This window comes from Streptococcus parasanguinis, assembly GCF_031582885.1.
GTDB classification, from domain to species: Bacteria; Bacillota; Bacilli; order Lactobacillales; family Streptococcaceae; genus Streptococcus; species Streptococcus parasanguinis_M.
Genome location: NZ_CP133988.1, coordinates 1381990 through 1405666, shown reverse-complemented (window position 1 = coordinate 1405666; position 23677 = coordinate 1381990). Strand labels below are relative to the sequence as shown.

25 protein-coding genes are annotated in these 23677 nt (G+C 42.7%); 3 read left to right on the top strand and 22 right to left on the bottom strand.

Annotation, left to right across the window (positions count from 1 at the left end; all coding sequences use genetic code 11):
- Positions 1-3 precede the first annotated feature (3 nt).
- The 16 genes from RDV49_RS06670 to RDV49_RS06595 form a co-directional block, all read right to left on the bottom strand.
- The gene (locus tag RDV49_RS06670) at positions 4-378 is read right to left on the bottom strand and encodes a DUF1149 family protein (protein WP_003001888.1); all 375 of its coding nucleotides are present in this window, start codon (positions 376-378) and stop codon (positions 4-6) included.
- Between the two features lie 131 nt (positions 379-509).
- Entirely contained in the window at positions 510-2477 is a 1968-nt protein-coding gene (locus tag RDV49_RS06665; protein WP_003007462.1) for a PTS fructose transporter subunit IIABC, read from the bottom strand.
- Positions 2474-3385, bottom strand: a complete 912-nt coding sequence (gene pfkB / locus RDV49_RS06660) for a 1-phosphofructokinase (protein WP_003007464.1) — start codon at positions 3383-3385, stop codon at positions 2474-2476. Before pfkB ends, RDV49_RS06665 begins: the two co-directional genes overlap by 4 nt.
- Positions 3382-4125, bottom strand: coding sequence for a DeoR/GlpR family DNA-binding transcription regulator (locus RDV49_RS06655; protein WP_003007466.1), 744 nt, complete (start codon positions 4123-4125; stop codon positions 3382-3384). Before RDV49_RS06655 ends, pfkB begins: the two co-directional genes overlap by 4 nt.
- Before the next feature lie 229 nt (positions 4126-4354).
- Positions 4355-6676 (bottom strand): CAP domain-containing protein, encoded by a 2322-nt coding sequence (locus RDV49_RS06650; RefSeq protein WP_003007468.1) that lies wholly within the window; start codon positions 6674-6676, stop codon positions 4355-4357.
- Positions 6677-6814: 138 nt separating this feature from the next.
- Positions 6815-7531, bottom strand: a complete 717-nt coding sequence (trmD, locus tag RDV49_RS06645; protein ID WP_003007469.1) for a tRNA (guanosine(37)-N1)-methyltransferase TrmD — start codon at positions 7529-7531, stop codon at positions 6815-6817.
- The gene (gene rimM, locus RDV49_RS06640; RefSeq protein WP_003007471.1) at positions 7521-8039 is read right to left on the bottom strand and encodes a ribosome maturation factor RimM; all 519 of its coding nucleotides are present in this window, start codon (positions 8037-8039) and stop codon (positions 7521-7523) included. Before rimM ends, trmD begins: the two co-directional genes overlap by 11 nt.
- A gap of 53 nt (positions 8040-8092) precedes the next feature.
- Positions 8093-8425 carry a MazG nucleotide pyrophosphohydrolase domain-containing protein gene (locus RDV49_RS06635; RefSeq protein ID WP_003007473.1) on the bottom strand — a complete coding sequence of 111 codons (333 nt, stop codon included), beginning with the start codon at positions 8423-8425 and terminating at the stop codon, positions 8093-8095.
- Between the two features lie 42 nt (positions 8426-8467).
- Positions 8468-8707, bottom strand: a complete 240-nt coding sequence (gene kphA, locus RDV49_RS06630; protein WP_003001620.1) for an RNA-binding protein KphA — start codon at positions 8705-8707, stop codon at positions 8468-8470.
- A gap of 20 nt (positions 8708-8727) precedes the next feature.
- Positions 8728-9000, bottom strand: a complete 273-nt coding sequence (gene rpsP, locus RDV49_RS06625) for a 30S ribosomal protein S16 (RefSeq protein ID WP_003007475.1) — start codon at positions 8998-9000, stop codon at positions 8728-8730.
- Between the two features lie 123 nt (positions 9001-9123).
- On the bottom strand, positions 9124-9813 hold the full coding sequence (gene pynA, locus RDV49_RS06620; protein WP_003007477.1) for a pyrimidine 5'-nucleotidase PynA: 690 nt from the start codon (positions 9811-9813) through the stop codon (positions 9124-9126).
- Positions 9813-10307: a YkgJ family cysteine cluster protein gene (locus tag RDV49_RS06615; protein WP_003001664.1), complete on the bottom strand. Its 495-nt coding sequence runs from the start codon at positions 10305-10307 to the stop codon at positions 9813-9815. Before RDV49_RS06615 ends, pynA begins: the two co-directional genes overlap by 1 nt.
- Positions 10308-10391: 84 nt before the next feature.
- Positions 10392-11033 carry a hypothetical protein gene (locus RDV49_RS06610; RefSeq protein ID WP_003007480.1) on the bottom strand — a complete coding sequence of 214 codons (642 nt, stop codon included), beginning with the start codon at positions 11031-11033 and terminating at the stop codon, positions 10392-10394.
- 113 nt (positions 11034-11146) lie between these two features.
- On the bottom strand, positions 11147-11791 hold the full coding sequence (locus RDV49_RS06605; protein ID WP_003007482.1) for a hypothetical protein: 645 nt from the start codon (positions 11789-11791) through the stop codon (positions 11147-11149).
- A gap of 308 nt (positions 11792-12099) precedes the next feature.
- Positions 12100-13926, bottom strand: coding sequence for a translation elongation factor 4 (lepA, locus tag RDV49_RS06600; RefSeq protein WP_037607917.1), 1827 nt, complete (start codon positions 13924-13926; stop codon positions 12100-12102).
- 66 nt (positions 13927-13992) lie between these two features.
- On the bottom strand, positions 13993-14430 hold the full coding sequence (locus tag RDV49_RS06595) for a GNAT family N-acetyltransferase (RefSeq protein ID WP_003007486.1): 438 nt from the start codon (positions 14428-14430) through the stop codon (positions 13993-13995).
- A 195-nt stretch (positions 14431-14625) separates the two neighbouring features.
- Between RDV49_RS06595 and RDV49_RS06590 the strand changes: the two genes are divergently transcribed.
- Genes RDV49_RS06590 through pepT form a run of 3 tightly spaced genes read left to right on the top strand, consistent with a single transcriptional unit; the run spans position 14626 to position 17422 of the window.
- Positions 14626-15381, top strand: coding sequence for a LexA family transcriptional regulator (locus RDV49_RS06590; protein WP_037607919.1), 756 nt, complete (start codon positions 14626-14628; stop codon positions 15379-15381).
- Positions 15378-16199, top strand: a complete 822-nt coding sequence (locus RDV49_RS06585; protein ID WP_003007489.1) for a Cof-type HAD-IIB family hydrolase — start codon at positions 15378-15380, stop codon at positions 16197-16199. The genes RDV49_RS06590 and RDV49_RS06585 overlap by 4 nt, the downstream gene beginning before the upstream one ends.
- Positions 16200-16201: 2 nt before the next feature.
- Positions 16202-17422 (top strand): peptidase T, encoded by a 1221-nt coding sequence (gene pepT, locus RDV49_RS06580; RefSeq protein ID WP_037607922.1) that lies wholly within the window; start codon positions 16202-16204, stop codon positions 17420-17422.
- A 250-nt stretch (positions 17423-17672) separates the two neighbouring features.
- Here the strand turns inward: pepT and RDV49_RS06575 are convergent, their stop codons facing one another.
- The 6 genes from RDV49_RS06575 to RDV49_RS06550 all read right to left on the bottom strand — a co-directional run bounded on the left by RDV49_RS06575 (position 17673) and on the right by RDV49_RS06550 (position 23571).
- A complete protein-coding gene (locus tag RDV49_RS06575) occupies positions 17673-19412 on the bottom strand; it encodes an ATP-binding protein (protein ID WP_003007494.1) in 1740 nt (579 codons plus the stop codon).
- Positions 19409-20500, bottom strand: a complete 1092-nt coding sequence (locus RDV49_RS06570; RefSeq protein ID WP_003007496.1) for a carbamoyl phosphate synthase small subunit — start codon at positions 20498-20500, stop codon at positions 19409-19411. Before RDV49_RS06570 ends, RDV49_RS06575 begins: the two co-directional genes overlap by 4 nt.
- A 124-nt stretch (positions 20501-20624) precedes the next feature.
- Positions 20625-21548, bottom strand: coding sequence for an aspartate carbamoyltransferase catalytic subunit (locus RDV49_RS06565; RefSeq protein WP_003007497.1), 924 nt, complete (start codon positions 21546-21548; stop codon positions 20625-20627).
- Between the two features lie 46 nt (positions 21549-21594).
- Positions 21595-22113 carry a bifunctional pyr operon transcriptional regulator/uracil phosphoribosyltransferase PyrR gene (gene pyrR / locus RDV49_RS06560; protein WP_003001719.1) on the bottom strand — a complete coding sequence of 173 codons (519 nt, stop codon included), beginning with the start codon at positions 22111-22113 and terminating at the stop codon, positions 21595-21597.
- A gap of 262 nt (positions 22114-22375) precedes the next feature.
- Complete coding sequence (locus RDV49_RS06555; RefSeq protein WP_003007499.1) at positions 22376-23011, bottom strand: Pr6Pr family membrane protein; 636 nt, start codon at positions 23009-23011, stop codon at positions 22376-22378.
- Between the two features lie 224 nt (positions 23012-23235).
- Entirely contained in the window at positions 23236-23571 is a 336-nt protein-coding gene (locus tag RDV49_RS06550; protein ID WP_003016288.1) for a zinc ribbon domain-containing protein YjdM, read from the bottom strand.
- Positions 23572-23677: the final 106 nt, after the last annotated feature.

Sequence of the window (23677 nt, the reverse complement as noted above, 5' to 3'; positions counted from 1 at the left end):
TGATTAAAACTCCAAATTAATACCCGGTAAATCGAGGGCAATTTCTGTGACTTCATAAGTCAAACGGTTGAGCATATTCAAGCAAGGGCGAGCCAATTCTTCCACTTCGTCTTTGCTGAATTCACTTGGTTCATTGACATAACGACCAAACAAGTGGTTGATTTGAGTGATGGTTCCACTGATCACAAAACCGTCAAAAACGATCATGTAGCTCAAGATGACAATCAAAGAAGTTGTGTTTTGTTCTTGATCACGATTGATTAATTGAAAGTTTACATCTACTTTTGTTTCAGGGATGCCATTTTCTTTTTCCCACTCAAAATTACGAGCATCATAGTGGTATTGGCTGACAAATTCTTTTTCACGTTGAATATCCATTTTTATTCTCCTAAAAATATGCGATAGGCTTATTATATCATAATTCAGCTCAAGATACCAACGCCGAAGGAGGTGATTTTTTCACTTGTACAAGAAGAAAAGGCCAGGGTTTCCCAACCTTTTAATCATATTTAGTTTTTAGGTTTGCGAAGCAATCCGAACAAGATACCACTTACAACTGCACCGATCAATACGAACAAGATGTAAAGAAGTGGATTTGATGTAAGGGCGATAACGAAGATTCCTCCGTGAGGAGCCATTAGTTTCAATCCTGCAAGACCAACAAGGGCACCTGTCAATGCTGAACCAGCAATGAAGCTAGGGATGGCACGAGCTGGGTCAGCTGCACCGAATGGAATGGCACCTTCTGTGATGAAGGAAAGACCCATAACGATGTTTGTCAAACCTGAATCGCGTTCTTCTTGTGTGAATTTATCTTTAAACAATACAGTTGCTACGAATACTGCCAATGGAGGAACCATACCAGCTGCCATAACAGCTGCCATAACTATAGAACCACCTGAAGCAACAGATTCAGCAAGTGTACCTGTAGCGAAGACATAAGCGGCTTTGTTAACTGGTCCACCCATATCGACAGCCATCATACCGCCGACGAGAAGTCCAAGAAGGACAGCTGAGCTACCTGACAAGCTTGAAAGGAAGTTGTTAAGACCAGTATTGATAGCAGCCATTGGAATATTGATGAGGAACATCAAGAATCCTGTCAAACCAACACCAAGCAATGGCAAGAGAAGGATAGAGCGGATACCATCGAGTGAACGTGGAAGACCTGCAAGGGCTTTGCGAAGTAAGAGAACAACTCCACCTGCAAGGAAACCACCTACCAAAGCTCCAAGGAAACCTGATGATACGGCTGCTGGTAATTCACCTTTAGCAGCACCGTAGGCGATATTTCCAAATGCTGACCCTGAGCTAGCAATAGATCCAGCGATAAACCCTGCTACAAAACCAGGTTTTTCAGCGATTGAGAATCCAATGTAACCTGCAAGTACAGGAAGCATGAAGCCAAAGGCTACTCCACCAATTGTTTTAAATTGTGCTGCTAATACATGATAAGAACCAAGACTAGACAATTGATCTTGAGGTACACCCATAACTTGGTCAATCAAGAAGGCAAGGGCGATCAAGATACCACCACCGATAACGAATGGAAGCATTTGAGAAACACCACTCATCAAGTGTTTGTAGAAGGCTCCACCTAAGCTCAATTTTTCTTGGCTAGCGCTAGCTTGTGCAGCATTTTCAGCGTGGAAGACATCTGCTTTGCCATCCAAGATGGTTTGGATCAATTCTTCTGTCTGACGGATACCAGCTGCGACTGGTTTAGAGATCAATTTTTTGCCATCGAAACGAGCGGTTTCAACTGCTTTATCTGCTGCAATGATGACCCCTTCAGCTTTTGCGATTTCTTCAGCTGTCAAGCGGTTGCCGACACCTGATGCACCGTTGGTTTCAACGCGGACCGTAACGCCCATTTCTTCCCCTTTTTTGATGAGGGCTTCTTCTGCCATGTAAGTGTGGGCGATACCTGTTGTACATGCTGTAACGGCAACGATGAGAGGTTTGTCAGATGAAGCTGCTTCTTTGACTGCTTCTGCTTTTTTCGCTTCTTCAGCGGCAGCTTCTTGCTCTTCTGCATCAAAGGCTGCGATCACTTGATCAGGAGTGCTTGCTTGGCGAAGTTTGTCCGCAAATCCTGGTTTCATCAAGTATTTAGACAATTCAGCAAGTGCTGCCAAGTGAGTGTCGTTTGCTCCTTCTGGAGCGGCGATCATGAAGAACAAGTCTGTTGGCTGTCCATCAAGTGATGCATAGTCCACACCCTTGTTTGATTTTGCGAATAAGACTGTTGCTTCTTTGACTGCTTCATTTTTGCTGTGAGGCATAGCAATTCCATCACCCAAACCAGTTGAAGTTTGTGCTTCACGGTTCATGATTCCAGTTTTAAAAGTATCAAAATCTGTCACCACACCATTGTCAACGAGCGATTGGACCATCTCATTGATCACGCCCTCTTTATCTGTTGCTTGAAGGTCAAACAACATCACGTTTTTATTTAAAACGTCTTGAATTTTCATAGTTTTTCTACCTCTACTTTTTCATAAGTTTCTTTTATATAGTCAGCTGTCGCCAAATCATCTGAGAAGGTGGTCGCTGTTCCACAAGCCACGCCCCATTTGAAGGCTTCGATGACATCTCCTGTTGTTGCGAGCTTCCCAGTGAAGCCAGCTACCATGGAATCTCCAGCCCCGACAGAGTTCTTCACTTGACCTTTGATTGGTTTTGCGAAGTAAGTTCCGCTTGGACTGACGAGGAGAGCACCATCACCCGCCATGGAAATAATGACGTTTTGTGCTCCTTTGGCCAAGATTTCTTTGGCATAGCGTTCAATTTCTGGCAATTCCGTCAAGGTAACGCCAAAAATATCTCCCAACTCATGGTTGTTTGGTTTGACCAATTGGGGATTGAACTCCAAGGAATCAATCAAGGTTTGCCCTTCAAAGTCACAAATGACTTGCGCACCTGTCGCACGAGTTGCTGCGATCAATTGTTTGTAAACGGTATTTCCAAGTGAAGATGGGGCAGATCCTGCAAAGACTACCACATCATCTGCTGTTAAGCTCGATAAGATGTTGAGCAATTCTTGCAACTGAGCTTCCGTCACTTCTGGGCCATTCCCATTGATCTCTGTTTCCTCATCAGCTTTGATCTTGACATTGATCCGTGTATCTTGGTCCACTGTCACAAAGTTGGTTGAAATGGCTTCGCTAGTCAATACGTCTTCAATGAAGCGTCCAGTGAAGCCACCGATAAATCCAGTCGCTGTGTTCTCGATATCGAGACGTTTTAAAACGCGACTGACATTGATTCCCTTACCACCGGCGAATTTATCTTCTGAAGCCATCCGATTGACAGCTCCGGTCTCTACATGATCGAGACGGACAATATAGTCAATTGCTGGATTCAGTGTAACTGTATAAATCAAACCTCTATAACCTCCGTTTTTTCTTTTAAAACCTTTAATCGTTGCGGTTCACATTGATTGGTGATAATCATGGCTCGCTTGATCTGAGCCACTTTGACAAAGGATGTCACCCCAATTTTCGAATCATCCGCTAGGATATAGGTCTTTTTCGCATTTTCGATAATCGCACGCTTAACAGATCCTTCTTCCAGGTCTGGAGTGCTGTAAAATTCATCATCGATTCCATTCATTCCAAGAAAGGCCTTGTCAAAATTCAACTGACCGATCTGATTGAGCGCAATCCCTCCGATACTAGCATCTGTAGAAGATTTTACCTTCCCACCGATGATGACCGTTGGAACATTTCGCTCGACCAACTTGGTCGCGTGGTGAATCGAGTTGGTCACCACTGTTACCGTTGGATTGACAATTTCTTGTACCAAAAGTTCATTGGTCGTCCCGGCATCGATAAAGATCACATCATGATCTTTGATCAATTCCGCCGCTTTTACAGCGATCTTTGACTTAACTTGAATGTTTTTGATAGATTTTTCTTTATTGCTTTCTTCCTCTTGAAGAAAATGCAGGCTTTCCGCACCACCGTGAACCCGGCGAAGTTTACTTTCAGCTTCTAATTCATCCAAGTCACGTCGAACCGTTGATTCAGACGTCCCTAGCTCTTGTACAAGGGTTTCTAAGGAAACAAATTTTTCCTTCAGTACCTTCTCGAGGATGAATTGTTTTCGTTCAGACTTAAGCATTTCTCCTCCTTTTGCAATCGATTACAAGGACTATTATACTCCATCTCCAAAAAATGTCAACACTTTTTATCAATTTCTATCATTTTCTTTCAAAAATTCTAAAAGTGTACAAAAAAAGAGCAGGAAAGAACTCATTTTGTTAAGCGAGTTCTTTTCCCACCCTCATCTATCTTCTTTGAAGATTTTAAGCAATAAAGTGTCTAAGCATCCACTCTATCTTCGGTATGTCTTAATCATTTTTTGAAGATTGTTTCTTTTTCTTAAAACCAAACAATCCAGCAAGTAGCCCGACGGCAACACCTGTTGTTGCTACTGCATATTTGGAAGAATCTGTACTTGCCACAGCTTGGCTGTTTTCTTTTTTGGGTTTGATTTCTTCTACTTTAGCTTCTTGTTTTGGAGCTGGAGTAGCTGTTGGTGCTTGCACTTTCGGACTATTGGTAGTTGTTGGAAGAACTGTTGGTCTATCCGAAAAAGTAGTTGGATTGCTTGAGCGGATATCCATTGGCATATCTGCTGCTTCTAAAATAGCTGGATCTATCCGTGAGGCTAGATCTTCATATTGGGAATTCAACAGTTCCACGACACTTTGATAAGATTGAAGGGTTGTGAATTCTGCTTCCAATTTTTCTTTTTTATTCTCTAAATTAGCCACCGCAGCTGATAAAACAGATTGGGCTTTGACCAATAATTCTGGTGCATTTTTAAAGTCAGAAAGACGTTTTTCAGCAGCAACCAGACGTTCTTGCGCCGCCTTCAAGCCCTCATGCGCTTCTTGAACGACTTGGGCTTTTTCTGCTTCTTCTGCTTTTAATAGATCTAATTTCTCACGCGCTGCTGCTAACAAATCCTTCGCTTTTTGAAGTGCTGCTTCTTTTGGTTGGATGGTTGCTTCAATCCGACCTCGAGATACATCAAGAGTCGCCTTCGCCTTTTCAACTGCGTGGTCCTTGCTAACGAGAAGAATCTTGTAATTTTGGATGGTCTTTTGGACATTGGCCATCTCTACTGCCACATTTGAATTAGCATGGCGGGCATCTTCTAATTTGCCTTGCAAGATAATGATTTGTGACTCTTGATTGGCCTTGTCCAACTTGAGATTAGCGACTTCATCAGATTTGGCTTTCACATCTGATCTTGTCGTCGTAGCCCCAGCTCCCTGACGCAATTGGTAAGCGAGTGCACTGGTTGACACTGCTGAATGGACCGGACTGTGTAAGAAAGCTGCTTCTGACATAGCATTGCTAGGGTCATAAGCGACTGATAAAGCTGTCGCTTTGTTGTCTACCATTTGGAGATAGTGACCAACCTTAGCAAAGGCCTCAGCACCAATCTTCATATAGATATCATTGGCATCGATTTGAGTTTCGTCTGTTGGTAGACCATATTGAGCTGCTACTTCTTGATAAGCTGCTTTTTCATTGTACCAAAAATCAACCGCACCAGCAGGTGAGAAGCCATATGCAATGTTCTCGTTTGGCAAATACTTAAACATATGCCAGTTGGCTTTCTTGAAGTATTCTAACTGTACTTGGCTGGCAGGAAGGGAATAAGGATCCAGCTCCAATTCAGGCAATCCGGCGTTGCGACGATAGCTATTAATAGCATCCGCAATTTCAAGTGCACGAAGGTTGGCTTGCAAAGATCCAGACTCTCCAACTGTCAAGCCGTCTTCTTCCCGACCACGCTTGTAGAGGGCTAAAGCACTCGCTGCAGCTTCATTGCCATTCTCGGCTAAGTGTTGCAAATAACCTTCATAAGTCGCTTGACTCAACTGAACTGGACTATTGGCCGCTGCTTGTTCTAAAGCTGCCAATTCTGCTTCCTTGGTGGCGATGACCGCTTTCAAATCTGTCAGACGTGTTTGAGCCAGTTGAATGTCGCTCTCAATTTGAGCCACTGTATCTGAGCCAGTTTGCTGACTCGCTTGCAAGGTTGCAAGGTAATTCTGAGATTCTCGGATACTTTGCTCGACTTGGCTTTGCTCCAACAAGGCTTGGTTGAGCACATTCTCATCATTTGAAATCGGTGCTTTGGCTTGGTTCAATTCATTTTGTGCTACATCGACCAAAGATTCCTGAGCAGTAACCTGATTTTCCTGTTGACGAACAGCCTCTACGACTTGGTCATGGGCAGCTTCTGCTTCTCGAACCTTATTTTCTTCGATAGTCACATAGGCTTGAGCCACCTTGACGTCATTTTCTGCATTCTGAACTTGGGCATCCGATGTCGTTGCGATGAGGTTTTCCGCATCCGTCACTTCTGCTTTCTTTTCTTCCAGTTCTTGTCCAGCCGCCTTGACATCCGTTTGAGCATCGATCACTTTTTGCTCTTGGTAGTGGATATCTTTTACCACTTGGCCTTTTTGAGCTGTAATTTGCTTCAACTCATCAACCGTAATTGGTTTCTCGACTACTTCCGTGCTGTTGGTTTCTGGATTTTCATTTTGTTTGACCTCTTCGGCATTTGCCTTGTGATGAAACATGCCAGATAGGACCGTTGTCGCAGCAATCCCTGTCGTGAAAACCGATTTTCCTAATTTCTTTCCCATTAAACTCACCCCCAAAACTGAATTATTTTCTTGAAGTTTCTCTACCCCTTAGCATACCACATTTTGTTACCAATAACTAGTAGGTTTAAAAAGTTTTTTTCATAAATTTTTGAGGCAAAAGAAAAACAGCTGACGCTGTTAGTCTTCTTGTTTAATTTGTTCCAACATCTTCTCTTCTTCTGCTGTCAATTCATAGTTTTCAAGCAGATCAGGGCGACGCTCCAAGGTCTTTTTCAAACTCTGATAGAGGCGCCATTGACGGATATTTTCATGGTGACCACTCATGAGAACATCGGGAACTGTCATTCCTCTGTACTCATAAGGTCGTGTGTATTGAGGGTATTCTAGAAGTCCAGACGAGAAACTGTCATCCTGGTGACTGGACTCTTTTCCAATCACCTCCGGAATCAAGCGCACCGTCGCATCAATCATGGTCATGGCCGCTAGTTCGCCACCCGTCAGGACATAATCGCCAAGAGAAATCTCATCCGTCACCAAGGTCTTGATCCGCTCGTCGTAGCCCTCATAGTGACCACAGATAAAGATCAATTCTTCTTCCTGAGCCAACTCTTCTGCGTAGGCTTGATCAAAGGTCCGACCAGCAGGATCCAGCAGGATCACGCGCGGATTCTTTTTCTCAATCGCATCAAAGGCATCAAAAATCGGTTGAGCGCGTAGAAGCATGCCTTGCCCGCCACCATAGGGTTCATCGTCCACATGGCGCGCTTTCTCCGCATTTTCACGGAAATTATGGTAGTTGATCTCGAGAAGTCCCTTTTCACGGGCTTTGCCGACGATGGAATGCTCAAGGGGAGAAAACATCTCTGGAAAGAGGGTTAAAATATCAATCTTCATCGTCTAACCCTTCTAAGATGTCTACATCCACCCGGTTTCCTGGGATATCGATGTTGAGCACCACTGGTGGGATATAAGGCAAGAGAAGGTCGCGTTTGCCTTTGCGTTTCACGACCCAAACGTCATTGGCACCTGGTTGCAGGATTTCCTTGATCTGACCGATTAGCTGGTCATTTTCATAAACATCAAGGCCGATGATCTCATGGTAATAAAACTCGCCATCCTCCAAATCTGTCAAGTCTTCTTCCGCAACCTTGAGGCTAAAGCCTTTGAATTTTTCGATGGCATTGATATGGTACATATCCTTAAACTTGATGATGTCGAAGTTCTTGTGCTTGCGATGACTGGCAATGGTCACTGTTTGGACAAAACGATCCTTCTCATCAAAAAGAGCCAACTCAGCTCCTTTTTTAAAGCGTTCATCTGCAAAGTCTGTCACAGACAAGATCCGCATTTCTCCTTGTAAGCCTTGGGTATTGACAATTTTCCCGACATTAAAGTAATTCATGATTTCTCCAGTGTAGTTTATTCACTCTATTTTATCACGTTCAAGAGATTTTCTCAAATGGACTTATCTGCTAGAAACTGCTCCAAATCCCGCTCGTGCTGGTATTTTACGGCTGCTGTTTTATCTTTTTCAAAGATAGTTTTAGTAAGGTCGATTTCATTAATGGCCGCGATAGCGACCGTGTAGTGAATGATATCAGCTAGTTCTTTAGCCAATTCCTCATTTGAATCTTGGACACCCTCTTTCCGTCCAGAACGTCCATTTAACACCTCGGCTACTTCGCCAACCTCTTCAACCAGCTTGATAAACAAACCTTCTTCCGTCCGGGTATTCTGGTAATGTTCTTGTAAATAGGCTTGTAACTGCCGAATAGTCACTTCTTTCATTCTTTCTCCTTGCAACAAAAAACGGGACCAAGTCCCGCCTTTTTATTTTTCGTCAATAACGATTCTTACTTTTTTATCTTCAGTTGGGACAGAGTAGACAATCGTTCTTATCGCAGAAATGGTGCGACCTTTTCGACCGATTACACGACCAACATCGCTAGGATCAAGGTCAAGATGGTACTCCAAAAATTCAGGAGTATCTTCGATCTTGATGGTTAAGGCATCCGGTTGTGAAATCAAGGGTTTCACAATTGCAATAATGAGATTTTCAATCGTATCCATACATCAACCTACTTAAAAAATTATTTTGAGAATTTAGAATCGTGGAATTTCTTCATCACACCAGCTTTTGAAAGGATGTTGCGAACTGTATCTGAAGGTTGAGCTCCATCAGCCAACCATGCAAGAACGCGATCTTCTTTCAAAGTTACTTGGTTTTCTTCAACAAGTGGATTGTAAGTTCCAACTGTTTCGATGAAACGTCCATCACGTGGTGAACGTGAATCTGCTACGTTGATACGGTAGTAAGGTTTTTTCTTAGAACCCATACGAGTCAAACGAATTTTAACTGCCATTTTTATAAGTCTCTTTTCTATATTTTAATTTTCGGTGAAATAGACAAGCTATTTAGCACATGATCTATTATAACACATTTTATAGACCTGTCAAGAAAAAAACTTGACAGTATTTAAAATTTTTTATTTTATCAGTAAATCGGCGATTTCTTGATAGTTGCTAACGGTATAAGTCGGCACTACCTGGCTGGTATTTTCCTTATGATTTGGATTATACCAGATGGTATCGATCCCCGCAGCATTTCCCCCTGCGATATCCGCCGTCAAAGAATCTCCGATCATGAGGGTCTCCTCCTTGCTGAAACCTGGAATCAGTTGGCCAACTTTGTCAAAAAATGCAGGTTCTGGTTTCTGAGTATGAAGCTGCTCAGAGATAAAGACCTCTTTGAAATAAGAAGCGATTGTAGAGTGAGCCAAGCGACCTTCTTGAATCGCAGTCACCCCATTCGTTGCACCATAGAGCTGGTAACCCGCTTTTTCAAGTCTGGCCAGTAAGTCCTCCGCACCTGGGAAAGACTGCCCTTGAAGACTGATGTAATCTTGGTAGCGAAGAGCTATCTCAGCCCCATCAACAGAAATCCCAAAGTGGGCAAACCCGATCGCAAACCGACTATCCACTAGCTCTTGCTTGGTTAACTTCTTTTGTTCCAAATCCTTCCAGAGCCCTTGGTTCATGGGTTTGTAGTAATCTTTAAAGGCCTGTACATCTGGAAAATTCATGTCTTCTAACATTTGTGTCAAGGCCGTTTCTTCAGCAGATTCGAAATCCAACAAGGTATGGTCCAAATCAAAAAGTAAAAATGTATATGCCATTACAAACGATCCTTCAATTTTTCTACAAATAAATAAGCTGCTGGGCAGGTGAGGGTATTCTTGATGGTCAGATGGTTGATCTGATAAATCTTCTTGCGATCGGTGTGAGGGAATTCCCGACAAGCTTTTGGACGAACATCATAGATGGAACAGAGATTGTCCCCACCAAGAAAGGGGCAAGGCATGGATTTAAAAACCTTGTCCCCATCTTCGTCAACTTGAAGAAATTCAGCCTCAAAGGCAGGAAGTTTCATCTTGAAATACTTGGCAATCCGCGTGATATCCGCTTCCTTAAAATCGGGCCCTAAGGTCTTACAACAATTGGCACAAGCCGTACAATCGATTTCTTGGAAAACTTCATCGTGGATTTCTTGCGCTATTTTATCTAAATTCTTAGGTGGCTTCTTCTTGAGATTTGCCAATACCTTGCGGTGCTCCTTTTGCTTTTGGAGAGCTAACTGATGGTATTTTTCAATATCAATTTCCTGTGTCATCCTCTATTTCCTCTTCTAAACAATAGAAGCATTATACCACAAAGACTGTGAAAAAAGATAGATCCTGCGATCTATCTCACTTGATTAATCCGTTACAGCGCCCGTTCCGTCTAAGCTCCAAGTGTTTTCGACATAAGGAGTAAATTGAGTTATTGTTTTCTCAAATCCTTCAACAACAATCAAATAAACCTTATCATCTTTTTGGAATACCCAACCAGCAACCTGCAGGCCTGACTTGAGAAAAATATGTATTTTAAGCGACTCATTTCCTCCAACAGTCGTCGTAGATTTTGTCATTTTCTCAACAATTTTATAATCATTCCACTTACTCTCCAATCTTTGAGCTATTAGCTCTGCATTAAATTCCACTCCTTCAGGGACATTTGCTTTTTCTCTAGTGGCAGCATTTAAAACAATAATATTGAAGGCGTTTTTATCTGTATACTGAATATTATCTCCGACTTGGATACTATCATTCTTTTTCCAGTCACTTGGAATATTGACATAGCCATAATCTGCTGATCCAATTCGTTTCGTTTTCACATTCCCCTTATCACTATCTGGAATTTTTTCTACATTACTACTTGAATTTGTTGTCTCTTTCACCACATTCGTGGAACTAGATGCTGCCGATGATTTACTAGACTCTTTCTTTGGACTAGTACAAGCAGAAAGGCTTACAACAGACAAAAACGTAACAGACGCGAGTAGGAACTTATTTTTCATATTCTCTCCTCAATGATGTATTTTCTTTCCACTAGTCTACCATGATTTTCTAGGATTTGAAAGTGCGATTTCTATAGCATAAAGAGACTAGAAATGATTCTAGCCTCTCTTCATCAATCCGTTATAGCGCCTGTTCCATCTAGGCTCCAAGTATTTTCAATGTATGGGATAAAGGTTTTCAAGGTTTCTGCATCCCCTTCAAAAGAAATGGTATAAACTTTTTCACCCTTCTGGAAAACCCAAGTAATCAGGTATTGACCAGATTTCATGACAATTTGAAGCTGGTAGGCGTCTAGACCTGCGACTTTAGTCCGCGCTCCCGTCATCTTTCCAACATCCTGGTTATCTTGCCACATTACGGCTAGTTTCTTGGCTAGAAATTCAGCATTAAACTCGATATCTGCAGGAACTTTGGCCTTTTCCCGGGTAAAGCTGTTCAAGGTGACAATATTATAGCCACTGCCATCTGTATATTGGACAGCTTCTGTCCCATCGATATCCGTGAACTTGAACCATTTACTTGGAATATCGATGTATCCATAATCTGCATTTCCAATCCGCTTGGTTTCTTGACTGGGAGTGTTTTTCTTTGTAGAAGAAGTATCCTTTGACGAAGAGCTGCTTGTTTGCTTTTCGACTTTGCTGCTACTCAATTTTGTAGAAGAAGCTGCTGTGTCCTTTTTAGTAGTGTGACTACAAGCCATGAGTGTGCAGGTAGAAAGAATCGTCAGTGATGCGGTCAATAATTTGTGTTTCATGCTCAACCTCCTTGAGAACGTTTTCTTTCTTCTAGTCTACCATGAAAGTGGGTATTTTAAAATAGGATAAGTGTCACATCTGATAGAACCTTTCTCATTCAGTCTATTTCTTTTATACCTAAAACAAAAGGCTGGGACAAAAGTCCTAGCCTCTTAATTGTTTTTGGATTGTCGAGCAAAACGCAGTGGTTGAGTGGGCTCTACTACACTGATTTCATCAGCTTTTACAGCCCTACTCAACTGTGCGGAGGTGGGACGACGAAATCGAATTCTAACGAATTACCGATTTCTGTCCCACTCTCTAATTGTTATTCTTCATCCATTGACAAGACAGATAAGAAGGCTTCCTGTGGCACTTCTACCGAACCGATGGCTTTCATCCGTTTCTTACCGGCTTTTTGTTTTTCAAGAAGCTTGCGTTTCCGTGAGACGTCCCCACCATAACACTTGGCCAAGACGTTCTTACGAAGGGCCTTGATATCTGTACGGGCCACGATCTTATGACCGATAGCTGCTTGGATGGGCACCTCAAACTGTTGACGAGGGATAATCTTCTTAAGCTTCTCAACGATCAACTTACCACGTTCATAAGCAAAGTCCTTGTGAACGATAAAGCTGAGAGCGTCGACAGTATCGCCATTGAGGAGGATATCCATTTTGACCAATTTAGAAGGACGGTATTCAGACAACTCATAGTCAAAGCTCGCATAGCCACGAGTAGAGGATTTCAATTTATCAAAGAAATCAAAGACAATTTCCGCTAGTGGGATTTGATAGATGACATTGACTCGATTTTCATCGATGTAGTCCATGGTCACAAAGTCCCCACGTTTGCGTTGGGCCAATTCCATGACAGCTCCGACAAACTCTTGTGGCACCATGATTTGCGCTTTGACATAAGGTTCTTCGATCGAAGCGATCTTGGTTGGATCTGGGAACTCAGATGGGTTAGACACATCTAGTGCTTCGCCATCTGTCAAATTGACCTTGTAGATAACAGACGGTGCCGTCATGATCAAGTCAATATTGAACTCACGCTCTAAGCGCTCTTGGATAACGTCCATATGAAGGAGTCCCAAGAAACCACAACGGAAACCAAAACCAAGGGCTTGAGAAGTTTCCGGTTCAAATTGAAGACTAGCGTCATTCAATTGCAATTTTTCCAAGGCTTCACGAAGGTCATTGTATTTATTGGATTCGATCGGATAAAGACCTGCAAAGACCATTGGATTCATTTGCTTGTATCCATGAAGAGGCTCAGCTGCTGGATTGGTCGCTAAGGTCACAGTGTCCCCGACACGGGTATCTGCAACGGTCTTGATAGAGGCCGCAATATAGCCGACGTCTCCAGTTGCAAGAAAATCACGTCCAACCGCTTTAGGAGTAAAAATCCCAACTTCAGTGACGTCAAAGGTTTTTCCATTGCTCATGAGCTGGATCTTATCGCCTGGTTTGACCATTCCATTGACCACTCGAACCTGAAGGATTACTCCACGATAGGCATCATAAACGGAGTCAAAGATCAAGGCTTGAAGAGGTGCTTCAACATCACCTGTCGGAGCAGGAACTTTCTCAACGATCTGCTCCAAAATCTCTTCAATCCCAATACCAGCCTTGGCAGAAGCTAGGACTGCTTCACTGGCATCCAAGCCGATGACATCTTCTACTTCTGTGCGCACACGTTCTGGATCTGCAGCTGGTAAGTCAATTTTGTTAATAACTGGCAGAATCTCCAAATCGTTGTCCAAAGCAAGGTAAACATTGGCTAGAGTCTGGGCTTCAATCCCTTGAGCAGCATCCACTACGAGAATCGCACCCTCACAGGCAGCCAGCGAACGCGAAACCTCATAGGTAAAGTCCACGTGCCCCGGTGTGTCAATCAAGTGGAAGATATAGGTCTCCCCATCTTTGGCTGTGTAGTTCAACTCGATGGCATTGAGCTTGATGGTAATCCCACGTTCCCGTTCCAGGTCCATGCTATCTAGGAGTTGGGCTTGCATCTCCCGACTAGACACGGTTTCGGTTTTTTCTAAGATTCGATCGGCCAAGGTTGACTTTCCATGGTCAATATGGGCGATGATCGAGAAGTTCCGAATCTTCTCTTGTCGTTTTTTTAATTCTTCAAAATTTGGCATAATCATCTTCCTAGTAAATTTAATCGTACTCTTCATTATAACAAAAAAGATAGGCCTTTGCCTATCTTAATTCATTATTTTCAAAAATCGCTTCTGCATTTTATTCCCCTCATATCCAATCCGTTCGTAAAAGACATGAGCTTCTTTTCGATGAGAGGCAGAATTTAAACGGATAAAAGCATAATGCTTGCTTTTGGCAAGTTCTTCAACTCGCTCCATCAATTGGCAACCGATCCCACGTCCTTGTGCAGATGGAAAAACCGCAAGACCCAAAATATTTAAACCAGCATCACTATAGAGGCTTTCATAGACTTCCGCTTCCACATAACCAAGAATATTTCCTGTTTGGTCCTCTTCATAAACAAAGCAAAAATGATCCGAATCTGGCGAATTAAATTTATGGATCTGAGCTGCCACTTTTTCAAGGGTCGAATCATACCCCAATGCTTGGTGACATAAATCTCTAATTTGACCTGCATCTTTGACTTGAACAGTACGAATCATAGCTCCACCTCCATGAACTCTTTGGTTTTATCTTAGACCTTTTTCCTCAAAAAGTAAAGGAAGAGCTGATAAATTTTAAAAAGAAAATCCGATTTAGATCAAATTCATCTTTTTTCGCATTTCTCAGGGATTTCTATTTACTTTTTCGATTTAATTCATTATAATAGTAAGGGTAAATACAAGGAGGTGAGTACGTTGGCCAGAGGTCGTGGAAAAGCAAGCCTTCAAGACAAAGAGGCATTACGGATTATATCGGAAAAGATTAGAGAATTACTGAAAGAACAAGGAAAAAAACAGATCGAATTATCTCGTATTACTGGAATCCCTGCAAGTACCCTGACTGGATATGTAAAAGGAACTTCTCTTCCCGTTCCCGAAAATTTAGAGAAGATTGCAGCCTTTTTCCAGGTAGCAGTTGCTGATATTGACCCTCGATTGCGCAATGATTTTGTGGTCATTGATTCAGAGATCGAACGATTGTATAAACAGCTCGATGAAGGAAATCAAGAAAATCTTCTTTCTTATGGAAAGAGTCTCTTGACCCATCAAAAAGAAAGACAGAAAATTGAAAAGCAATACCACTCGTATTCTGTCTATGATTCTTTTGCAGCTTACCAAAATCAGAAGCAAGCTGATATCGTCTGGTTTGATCAAAAGATTCCTTACGATTTGGCTTTTTGGATTCATACGGATTCCCTCGAGCCTAAATACGAAAAAGGAGCTGTTGTCTTAATCAAGCAAACCTATTACGATCAGGCAGGAGCTATTTATGCCATTGATTTTGATGGGCAGACCTTGATCAAACGGGTATTTCGTGAGGCCAACGGTATTCGACTGGTATCCCTCAATAAGAAATATAGTGATCAAATCATTCCACTAGATGAGGAACCTGGGGTGATTGGGAAAGTGATTGATGGCTTTGTTCCTCTTGATTTGGAGGAGCTCAAATGATTCAATTAATCGCGATTGACTTGGATGGAACTCTCTTGCATGAAGATAAATCTCTCTCTAAAGGCAATATTGAAGCTCTTCACCGGGCCCATGAAGCCGGCTATGACATTGTGATCTGTACTGGGCGTCCCTTAGCGGGTGTCCGTCCTATCTTTGAAGAGATTGGACTCCCTGACGGCAACTACTATATGATTATCAATAACGGGTGTACAACCTTGTCTACTCAGAATTGGGAAATCATTGGCAAGGAAGAATTGAGTCTTAAGGACATGCACCGGTTGCAAGTTTTGACGGAAGATACAGACGTCCAGCTAACCTTATTTGACATGGATCACTACTTAGTGGTCGCACCTGAAGCCAGTGAACTTGTCACGATGGATGCGGGCATTGTTAATAGTAAACCGACACCTGTCTCAGAAGAAGATCTGCCCAACCTTGTTCCTATTTTTCAAGCCATGTATGTAGGAGATCCTTCTGCTATTGATGACTTCCAAACTCAGCACGAGGCTGCATTAGAGGCCGATTTTAACACTGTTCGTTCACAGGATATCCTGTTTGAAATCCTGCCAAAAGGCGCGAGCAAGGCTTCTGCTCTTCAAACATTAAGTCAAACATTAGGTTACAGGAGAGACCAGGTCATGGCTCTTGGAGATGCCAATAATGACCTTGAAATGCTACGTTTTGCTGGTTACAGCGTCGCTATGGGAAATGGCAATGCTGCTGTCAAGGAAATCGCAGACTTCATCACCCTGACCAATGATGAGGATGGCGTGGCCCATGCTATTCACAAATTAATTGAAACTGAAAAAGGAGAATGATCATGAAATACCAAAATTTGTTGGACCGTTTTATTACCTATGTAAAGGTTAACACACGTTCAGACGAAAATTCTACAACCACTCCAAGTACCCAATCACAAGTTGATTTTGCAACAAACGTCTTGATCCCTGAAATGAAACGCGTGGGCCTTCAAAACGTCTACTATTTACCAAACGGCTATGCTATTGGAACACTTCCAGCCAATGATCCAAGCTTTACACGCAAGATTGGATTTATTTCTCACATGGATACCGCTGACTTCAATGCCGAAAATGTCAATCCTCAAATCGTTGAGAATTATGATGGGGGTGTCATTGCCCTTGGTGACTCTGGTTTCACACTCGATCCAGCCGATTTTGCCCATTTGAACAACTACAAGGGACAAACCTTGATCACGACTGACGGTACTACCCTTCTGGGTGCAGATGATAAGTCAGGTATCGCTGAAATCATGACAGCTATTGAATACCTGACAGCTCATCCTGAAATCAAACATGGAGAAATCCGTGTCGGCTTTGGTCCCGATGAAGAAATCGGAGTCGGTGCAGATCAATTTGATGCAGAGGATTTTGATGTAGACTTTGCCTATACTGTCGATGGTGGTCCTCTCGGAGAGCTTCAATACGAAACCTTCTCAGCAGCTGGGGCTGAAATCACCTTCAAAGGGCGCAATGTCCACCCAGGTACAGCCAAAGGTCAAATGATCAACGCTCTTCAATTGGCCATTGATTTCCATAACAAACTCCCTGAAGGAGCACGTCCAGAATTAACCGAAGGCTATGAAGGCTTCTACCACTTGATGAACATCGATGGAACTGTCGAGGAAGCAAGTGCCAGCTACATCATTCGGGACTTTGAAACCGAAAGCTTTGAAAAACGCAAAGACCTCATGAAATCTATTGCCGATCAAATGAATGCGGAACTCGGTAGCGAACGCGTTCTCCTCACCCTCAAAGACCAGTACTACAACATGAAGCAAGTGATTGAAAAAGATATGACACCGATTACCCTTGCTAAGGAAGTCATGGAAGATCTTGGAATCACTCCAATCATTGAACCAATCCGAGGTGGTACAGATGGATCTAAAATTTCCTTTATGGGGATTCCAACACCAAATATTTTTGCCGGCGGTGAAAACATGCATGGTCGCTTTGAATACGTTAGCCTCCAAACCATGGAACGCTCAGTTGATACCATTATCGGTATTGTGACCAAAAAATAAGAAACAAAAAAGGATTCGGATTATACATCCAAATCCTTTAAATATCATTGAGAATGTACCGAAACTTTCCGCTATGAGAAAAGTGCTAGAAACACACTTGTTTCTAGCACTCGGGAGTTTTGAGACCTCAGGCTCAAAACTAAGTCATGGAACTTCTTCGAAGTTCGCTGACGTCCGTACTCACCTAAGGAAAGTTTTAAAATATAATTTTATTTTCAATCTAAGGATTCGGATAGTTTGTCCGGATCCTTTATTGTATGTTTGAAAGCTTGACAATTTCTTTGACCTGATCAATGGTCTGAATCAGGTGAAGGCTTGTCTCATTAATAGGAAGATAATAGACTTTATCTGCCAAAGATTCTGTAAAAGGACGATTCGTGACTAAGATCACCTGTTGTCCTTTTTCTTTCAGCTCTTTCACTTGCTTTCTCACCTTTTGGTAAAAACGCTCATCGCAGATTTCTAGATCATCCACCAAGACACAAGCAGCGTCCAAACCCAATGATTCATTGGTTCCATTCTGTGTCAGATAATAGGCTGCGCCCGCTTTGACCTCATATAAGCCGGCTGATGGCTCAACCGGAAGAAAGGCTGGGCTTGTTGCAACTTCTGCTTCTTTTTCCATTGCTACAAGATTGGCTAGGACCTGCAAATAGACAGGTGCTAATTTACTCAAATCCAAGAGTTCCTCAAACTCAAAACCACGTTTCAAAGCTTCTAAGATATAGAAGAGCCGATGGGGCATATGACGAGCAATTTTCTGGATTAATTCATCATCGCTCATTTCCTCAGGAAGAATGGTCAGCAAGTTCTTGTCTTTAATGGTTTCTAGGGCTTGTTGATAAGCTTCATCGATTCTCTTCCCAAATCCATAAACTGCCCCATAAGAGTGAATTTGGGTATTGAGGCGGGCATTTTTAGCAGCATCAGAAAAAATCGGGATCTTAAAGAAGATATAGTCCAAACTTGGTTCGTAAACAGCCTTTAGATCCTTTAATAAGGGGTGAGGCAAATGCTCGAGAGAGCGCCCTAATTGTAACTGAACTCCTTGCTCAAACAAGGAATAGCCCAAGCCCATAGAGGCCATCGAGATACTGTCTGAAGCAAATGGGTTAACTTCTAGGATATAAAAAGCATAGCTCGTCGGATCAAGAGCAAACTTGATGGAAACAGCTCCTGTCAGCTTCAAATAGCGACTAATGTGGATTGCTGCTTCACGAAGATTTTGAAACTCCCGGTCAGTCAGGGTGACCGCTGGCATAAATTGATAAGAGTCACTAGAGTGGATTCCGACAGGATCAATGCTTTCAATAGAGGCCGCCAGGTAGTGATTTTCTTCGCGATCCCGCATGACGACAAAATCCAATTCCTTAAAGCCATAGGTCGAAAATTCTAGCAAACACTGCTGACTTGGAGAGACTGAAAGTCCTGTTTCTACTGCTTCGCACAAGTCATCCAAGTTATGAGCAATCTTTCGCCCCTGCCCTTGCTTACTCGCTACCGGCCAGATCATAATAGGAAATTGAATGCCTTCAGAAAACTCGATGGCTTCGCGAACCGAACCAACCAGTGCGGAAGCGGGTACCTGATAGCCCAACTCTTGAAAGAGGCGTCGTTGATCCGCCTGCTGATAAAAACTACGGTAGCGTTGGAGGCTCGGTCCGATAATCATGATCGATTCGTCTTTGAAAAATCCAGTTTCTTCCAAACGAAACAAGAGATTCAAAATCTGTTTATCCGCAAAGGCTAAGAGCAAGCGAGATCCAGTATAAGAAAGAAGAGTCGTCCTAAGAGCATCCAACTTGAGCTTACTGACTACAACCTGTTCTCCAGCTTCCTGTGTGATAGCATTTTCTTCACCCAGATAAAGGACAAGAGCATTCCCGTCCTTGACATTAAGTTTTTGTGCTTCATTTACCGCAGCCAAGAGGCTAATATCCTGATAAGAATCTCCACATAGGAGAAGCAATTTCTGGTTTTCTTTCATCATTCCTTCTCCCTTCTACTTTCGTGAATTTTGGCATCAATCAACTCTAAAAATTCATCGTAAAAATAGAGATTGTCCCTTGGCCCTGGACTAGCATCCACTTGGAATTGAACCCCTAAAATCGGTTGGTAACGATGACGAAAACCTTCAATACTATGGTCATTTACGTTTTCATGCGTGACCAATAAATCATGAGGCAGACTATCTCTGGCAATACTATACAAATGATTTTGACTCGTTATCTCGATTTTTCCTGTCGCAATTTCACGCACAGGAATATTTAAGCCGAAATGCCCGACTTCCATGGGAGCTAGCTCAGCCCCGTAAGCTTGAGCCAGTACCTGTGCTCCCAAGCCCATGCCCCAGATCGGAATTTGACCATTGATTTTTTGGATCAAGCGACAGAGTTTTTTCACCTGATGGGGATCGCCAGGCCCACTGGATAAAATAACGCCATCGGGCTGCTGTTCCATCAGTTCATTATAAGAGATGTCATAGGGATAGACCGTAACATTACAGTCCCTTTGACTCAGCTGGCGTAAGACAGAGTGTTTGACACCTAAATCAATCAAGGCAATACTCTTTCCAAAACCTGGTACAGCATAGGCCGTTTTTGTCGAGACTTGACGCACTTGGTCTTTGGGAAGGACCGTTGCTCGCAACTGATCCAGGATATGCTCTATCGAATCCCCCTTGTTAATGACAGTCGCCTTCATCCGTCCATACTTGCGGACAATTTTTGCTACCTGTCTTGTATCAATCCCTACAATACCAGGGATTTTTTTTCGCTTCAAGAATTCATCCAAGGTCATCTGCTGCCGCCAATTACTTGGCATTTCCACCAAATGCTGAACGACTACTGCCAAACATGTCGGCGTAATCGATTCAGAATCATCTCTATTGATCCCTGTTGCGCCAATAACTGGAAAGGTAAAGGAGAGGATCTGGCCACTAAAAGCCTGATCCGTAATCAATTCTTGATGGCCTGTCATGGCAGTCGTAAAGACCAATTCACCAGTCACATATAAGTCTGCACCAAAGGCTTCTCCTTCAAATACAGTCCCATCCTCTAGGACCAATAATCGTTTCATCGAACCCCTCCCTTCTTTTACACTAATCCAATTTTATCATAGTTCCTCAAAAAAAGGAAAGTCAGATTCCATGTAGCTGTCTACTCTGTCCTCTTTCTTTCCTTTCAATGAATTGTCAGTTATCTTATTTTGCACCGCGACCTTTAAGGACGGCTTCAATGATGGCCATACGGACAAAGACACCATTGGTCATTTGTTCTACGATACGTGATTTAGGAGCTTCTACCAAGTGGTCCGCAATTTCAACGTCACGGTTGACTGGTGCTGGGTGCATCAAGATCGCTGTATCTTTCATACGGTCATAACGTTCTTGAGTCAAGCCATGAAGACGATGGTAGTTTTCTTTAGAGAAGAGTGATTCGTAATCATGACGTTCGTGTTGTACACGCAAGAACATCATCACATCTACTTCTTCAATGACTTCATCGATAGTGACGAAGGTTCCATAGTCTTCAAATTCCGCACTTCTCCATTCGTCTGGACCTGCAAAGTAGAGGGTTGCTCCCAAACGTTTCAAGATTTGCATATTTGATTTTGCCACACGTGAGTGATCCAAGTCCCCAGCGATACAAACTTTCAAGCCATCAAAGTGACCGAATTCTTGGTAGATGGTCATCAAATCAAGCAAGCTTTGGCTAGGGTGTTGACCTGAACCGTCCCCACCGTTGACGATAGAGGCTGTGATCGTTGGGCTTTCAACCAATTCTTTGTAGTAGTCCACTTCAGGGTGACGGATGACGCAGACATCTACACCAAGAGCTGACATGGTCAAGATGGTATCGTAAAGTGTTTCCCCTTTGTTCACAGAACTTGTCTTCACATCAAAGTCAAGGAGATCACATCCCAATTTCAACTCTGCCACTTCAAAGGCTTTGTGGGTACGAGTTGAAGGTTCAAAGAAAAGGTTTGAGATGATGTGTTGGTCTTCGTAGGATGCTTTAGCTCCGTTTTTGAACTCAATCCCACGTTTGATCAATGCCATTACTTCTTCATTGGTAAGAGTTTCCATTGAGACAAGGTTTTTAAGAGCGATTTGATTTTCAGACATGTTGATTCTCCTTTTATAATGTGAATGCAAATAATTTACAATTTGTTTAAGCTTCTTTGATGAGGACGCGGTCTTGACCGTCTAGCTCCACCATCTCGACAATGATTTCCTCTGACTTACTTGTCGGGATATTTTTCCCAACAAAGTCCGGACGAATCGGCAACTCCCGATGCCCACGGTCGACGAGAACCGCAAGACTCACTCGAGCAGGACGACCGTGACTGACCAGATTGTCAATGGCAGCGCGAATCGTGCGACCTGTATAGAGGACATCATCGATCAAAATGACTTCTCTATGAGCGATATCAACTGGTAAGACCGTCGTATCCTCAGTCGCCTTCATGTCATCTCGGAAAGGCTTGGTATCTAGTTCTGCTACAGGGACATCGATTTGTTCCAGCTGAGAGAGGCGTTCTTGGATCCGGCGAGCGATGTAAACACCACGCGTCTTGATCCCCACCAGCACAATCTGGCTCAAATCTTTGTTTCGTTCAATGATTTCGTAGGTGATCCGGGTAATGGCCCGTTTCATCGTCAAATCATCAACGACTTCTTTGGTTTTCATTCAGTCCTCCTTAGTTGTAAAAGAAAAACCTCCTTTTTCAAGGAGGTTCAGCAAATGAATGGTCTAAGAGGATAGAGTCTCGCTCTATGGTCCTAGCCATTGTTTTTCACAGTCTCCTTGCCTGCCTCACGGGACAGGATTAAAGGATTTATTTAATTGAGATAACTATATCACAGTTTCAAACGACATGCAAGAAAAAACTCAACATTTTTCAAAAAATTTTAAAAACATGACTTTTCTTCCGAATAACGTTCGGTTTTTACTAAGAAACAGCCGATTTCCGCTTGATATTTTTAATCCCATAGAGCACATAGCCAGCTAAGAGGTAAGCGATAAAAATGATCACCACCCATTTGCCCACAAAGGCCCAGCCGTATTTAGTAACATTGATAAAGAAATAGGCAAAGGGACTATCTTTTGCACCTGGAATCGGCCACTTCAAGACTAACCCATTGAGAAGGGCAAAGAGCATGTAAGCCAGGGGAATCGAGGTCCAAAGGAAGGGATCGAGCTTACGGTATTGCTTGGCTTTATCAATCACTAGAGTATCAAAGAAGAACATCAAAGGAACGATGTAATGACAAAGGAAGTTTTCCAAACGATAAAACTTCTCTGGCGTCGCAAGAGGCGCCAACATAAAGTGGTAGATGACACAGGTGATCATAATGGACATGGTAACTGCGCCTTTCATACGAAGGTAGCCCTGAGTCTGGGTCGAACGACCTCGAACCATGCGCCAAACCATGTCTCCCATAAAGAACATGACCAACATGTTGGATAAAATGGTGTAATAGAGCATCATGCCAAAACCACCATGCTTGGTCAGTTGTAGATAAACGCCAAGTACACTCAAAATAAGCAATAGAAAACGATAGCTAAATAATAGTTTGGATTTCATAGTATTCTCCTGAAAGAAAATGGGCTAGGCCCTTTAGTTTAATCAGGAACTTTCCTTAAGTGAGGACGGACGTCAGCGAACTTCTACGAAGTTCCATGACTTAGTTTTGAACCTAAAGTTTCAAAACTCCCGAGTACTTGAAACAATACTGTTTCAAGTACTTTTCTCACAGCGGAAAGTTCCATTATAAACTTAAACAACTCTATTAATTTGTGTACTGTTCTTTAAATCTTCTTCACAAATTCTGATTTGAGTTTCATTGCACCAAAGCCATCAATCTTACAATCTATGTTGTGGTCTCCTTCAACGATACGGATATTTTTCACGCGCGTACCTTGTTTCAAATCTTTCGGTGCACCCTTCACTTTCAAATCTTTGATCAAGGTCACCGTATCGCCATCAGCCAATTTGTTTCCGTTGGCATCAATCGCTACGACACCCTCTTCTTCTTCGACCTCAGCTGGGTTCCATTCATACGCACACTCTGGGCACACCAAGAGCGCTCCATCTTCATAGACATATTCAGAGTTACATTTTGGACAGTTTGGTAAGTTATTCATTTTTATCTCCTTATTCAAATTAACTTTCATAGTATACCATGAAAGCAAAAATTTGACAAATCCTGCTCGACTGTATAAAAAGGAGGCAACTCGGCCTCCTTACATA

Bases quoted from the DNA above. Each gene is read 5' to 3' on its own strand.
- RDV49_RS06670 (WP_003001888.1), bottom strand. From the start codon at position 378: ATGGATATTCAACGTGAAAAAGAATTTGTCAGCCAATACCACTATGAT.
- RDV49_RS06665 (WP_003007462.1), bottom strand. From the start codon at position 2,477: ATGAAAATTCAAGACGTTTTAAATAAAAACGTGATGTTGTTTGACCTT.
- RDV49_RS06655 (WP_003007466.1), bottom strand. From the start codon at position 4,125: ATGCTTAAGTCTGAACGAAAACAATTCATCCTCGAGAAGGTACTGAAG.
- RDV49_RS06650 (WP_003007468.1), bottom strand. From the start codon at position 6,676: ATGGGAAAGAAATTAGGAAAATCGGTTTTCACGACAGGGATTGCTGCG.
- trmD (WP_003007469.1), bottom strand. From the start codon at position 7,531: ATGAAGATTGATATTTTAACCCTCTTTCCAGAGATGTTTTCTCCCCTT.
- rimM (WP_003007471.1), bottom strand. From the start codon at position 8,039: ATGAATTACTTTAATGTCGGGAAAATTGTCAATACCCAAGGCTTACAA.
- RDV49_RS06635 (WP_003007473.1), bottom strand. From the start codon at position 8,425: ATGAAAGAAGTGACTATTCGGCAGTTACAAGCCTATTTACAAGAACAT.
- kphA (WP_003001620.1), bottom strand. From the start codon at position 8,707: ATGGATACGATTGAAAATCTCATTATTGCAATTGTGAAACCCTTGATT.
- rpsP (WP_003007475.1), bottom strand. From the start codon at position 9,000: ATGGCAGTTAAAATTCGTTTGACTCGTATGGGTTCTAAGAAAAAACCT.
- pynA (WP_003007477.1), bottom strand. From the start codon at position 9,813: ATGGCATATACATTTTTACTTTTTGATTTGGACCATACCTTGTTGGAT.
- RDV49_RS06615 (WP_003001664.1), bottom strand. From the start codon at position 10,307: ATGACACAGGAAATTGATATTGAAAAATACCATCAGTTAGCTCTCCAA.
- RDV49_RS06610 (WP_003007480.1), bottom strand. From the start codon at position 11,033: ATGAAAAATAAGTTCCTACTCGCGTCTGTTACGTTTTTGTCTGTTGTA.
- RDV49_RS06605 (WP_003007482.1), bottom strand. From the start codon at position 11,791: ATGAAACACAAATTATTGACCGCATCACTGACGATTCTTTCTACCTGC.
- lepA (WP_037607917.1), bottom strand. From the start codon at position 13,926: ATGCCAAATTTTGAAGAATTAAAAAAACGACAAGAGAAGATTCGGAAC.
- RDV49_RS06595 (WP_003007486.1), bottom strand. From the start codon at position 14,430: ATGATTCGTACTGTTCAAGTCAAAGATGCAGGTCAAATTAGAGATTTA.
- RDV49_RS06585 (WP_003007489.1), top strand. From the start codon at position 15,378: ATGATTCAATTAATCGCGATTGACTTGGATGGAACTCTCTTGCATGAA.
- pepT (WP_037607922.1), top strand. From the start codon at position 16,202: ATGAAATACCAAAATTTGTTGGACCGTTTTATTACCTATGTAAAGGTT.
- RDV49_RS06575 (WP_003007494.1), bottom strand. From the start codon at position 19,412: ATGATGAAAGAAAACCAGAAATTGCTTCTCCTATGTGGAGATTCTTAT.
- RDV49_RS06570 (WP_003007496.1), bottom strand. From the start codon at position 20,500: ATGAAACGATTATTGGTCCTAGAGGATGGGACTGTATTTGAAGGAGAA.
- RDV49_RS06565 (WP_003007497.1), bottom strand. From the start codon at position 21,548: ATGTCTGAAAATCAAATCGCTCTTAAAAACCTTGTCTCAATGGAAACT.
- pyrR (WP_003001719.1), bottom strand. From the start codon at position 22,113: ATGAAAACCAAAGAAGTCGTTGATGATTTGACGATGAAACGGGCCATT.
- RDV49_RS06555 (WP_003007499.1), bottom strand. From the start codon at position 23,011: ATGAAATCCAAACTATTATTTAGCTATCGTTTTCTATTGCTTATTTTG.
- RDV49_RS06550 (WP_003016288.1), bottom strand. From the start codon at position 23,571: ATGAATAACTTACCAAACTGTCCAAAATGTAACTCTGAATATGTCTAT.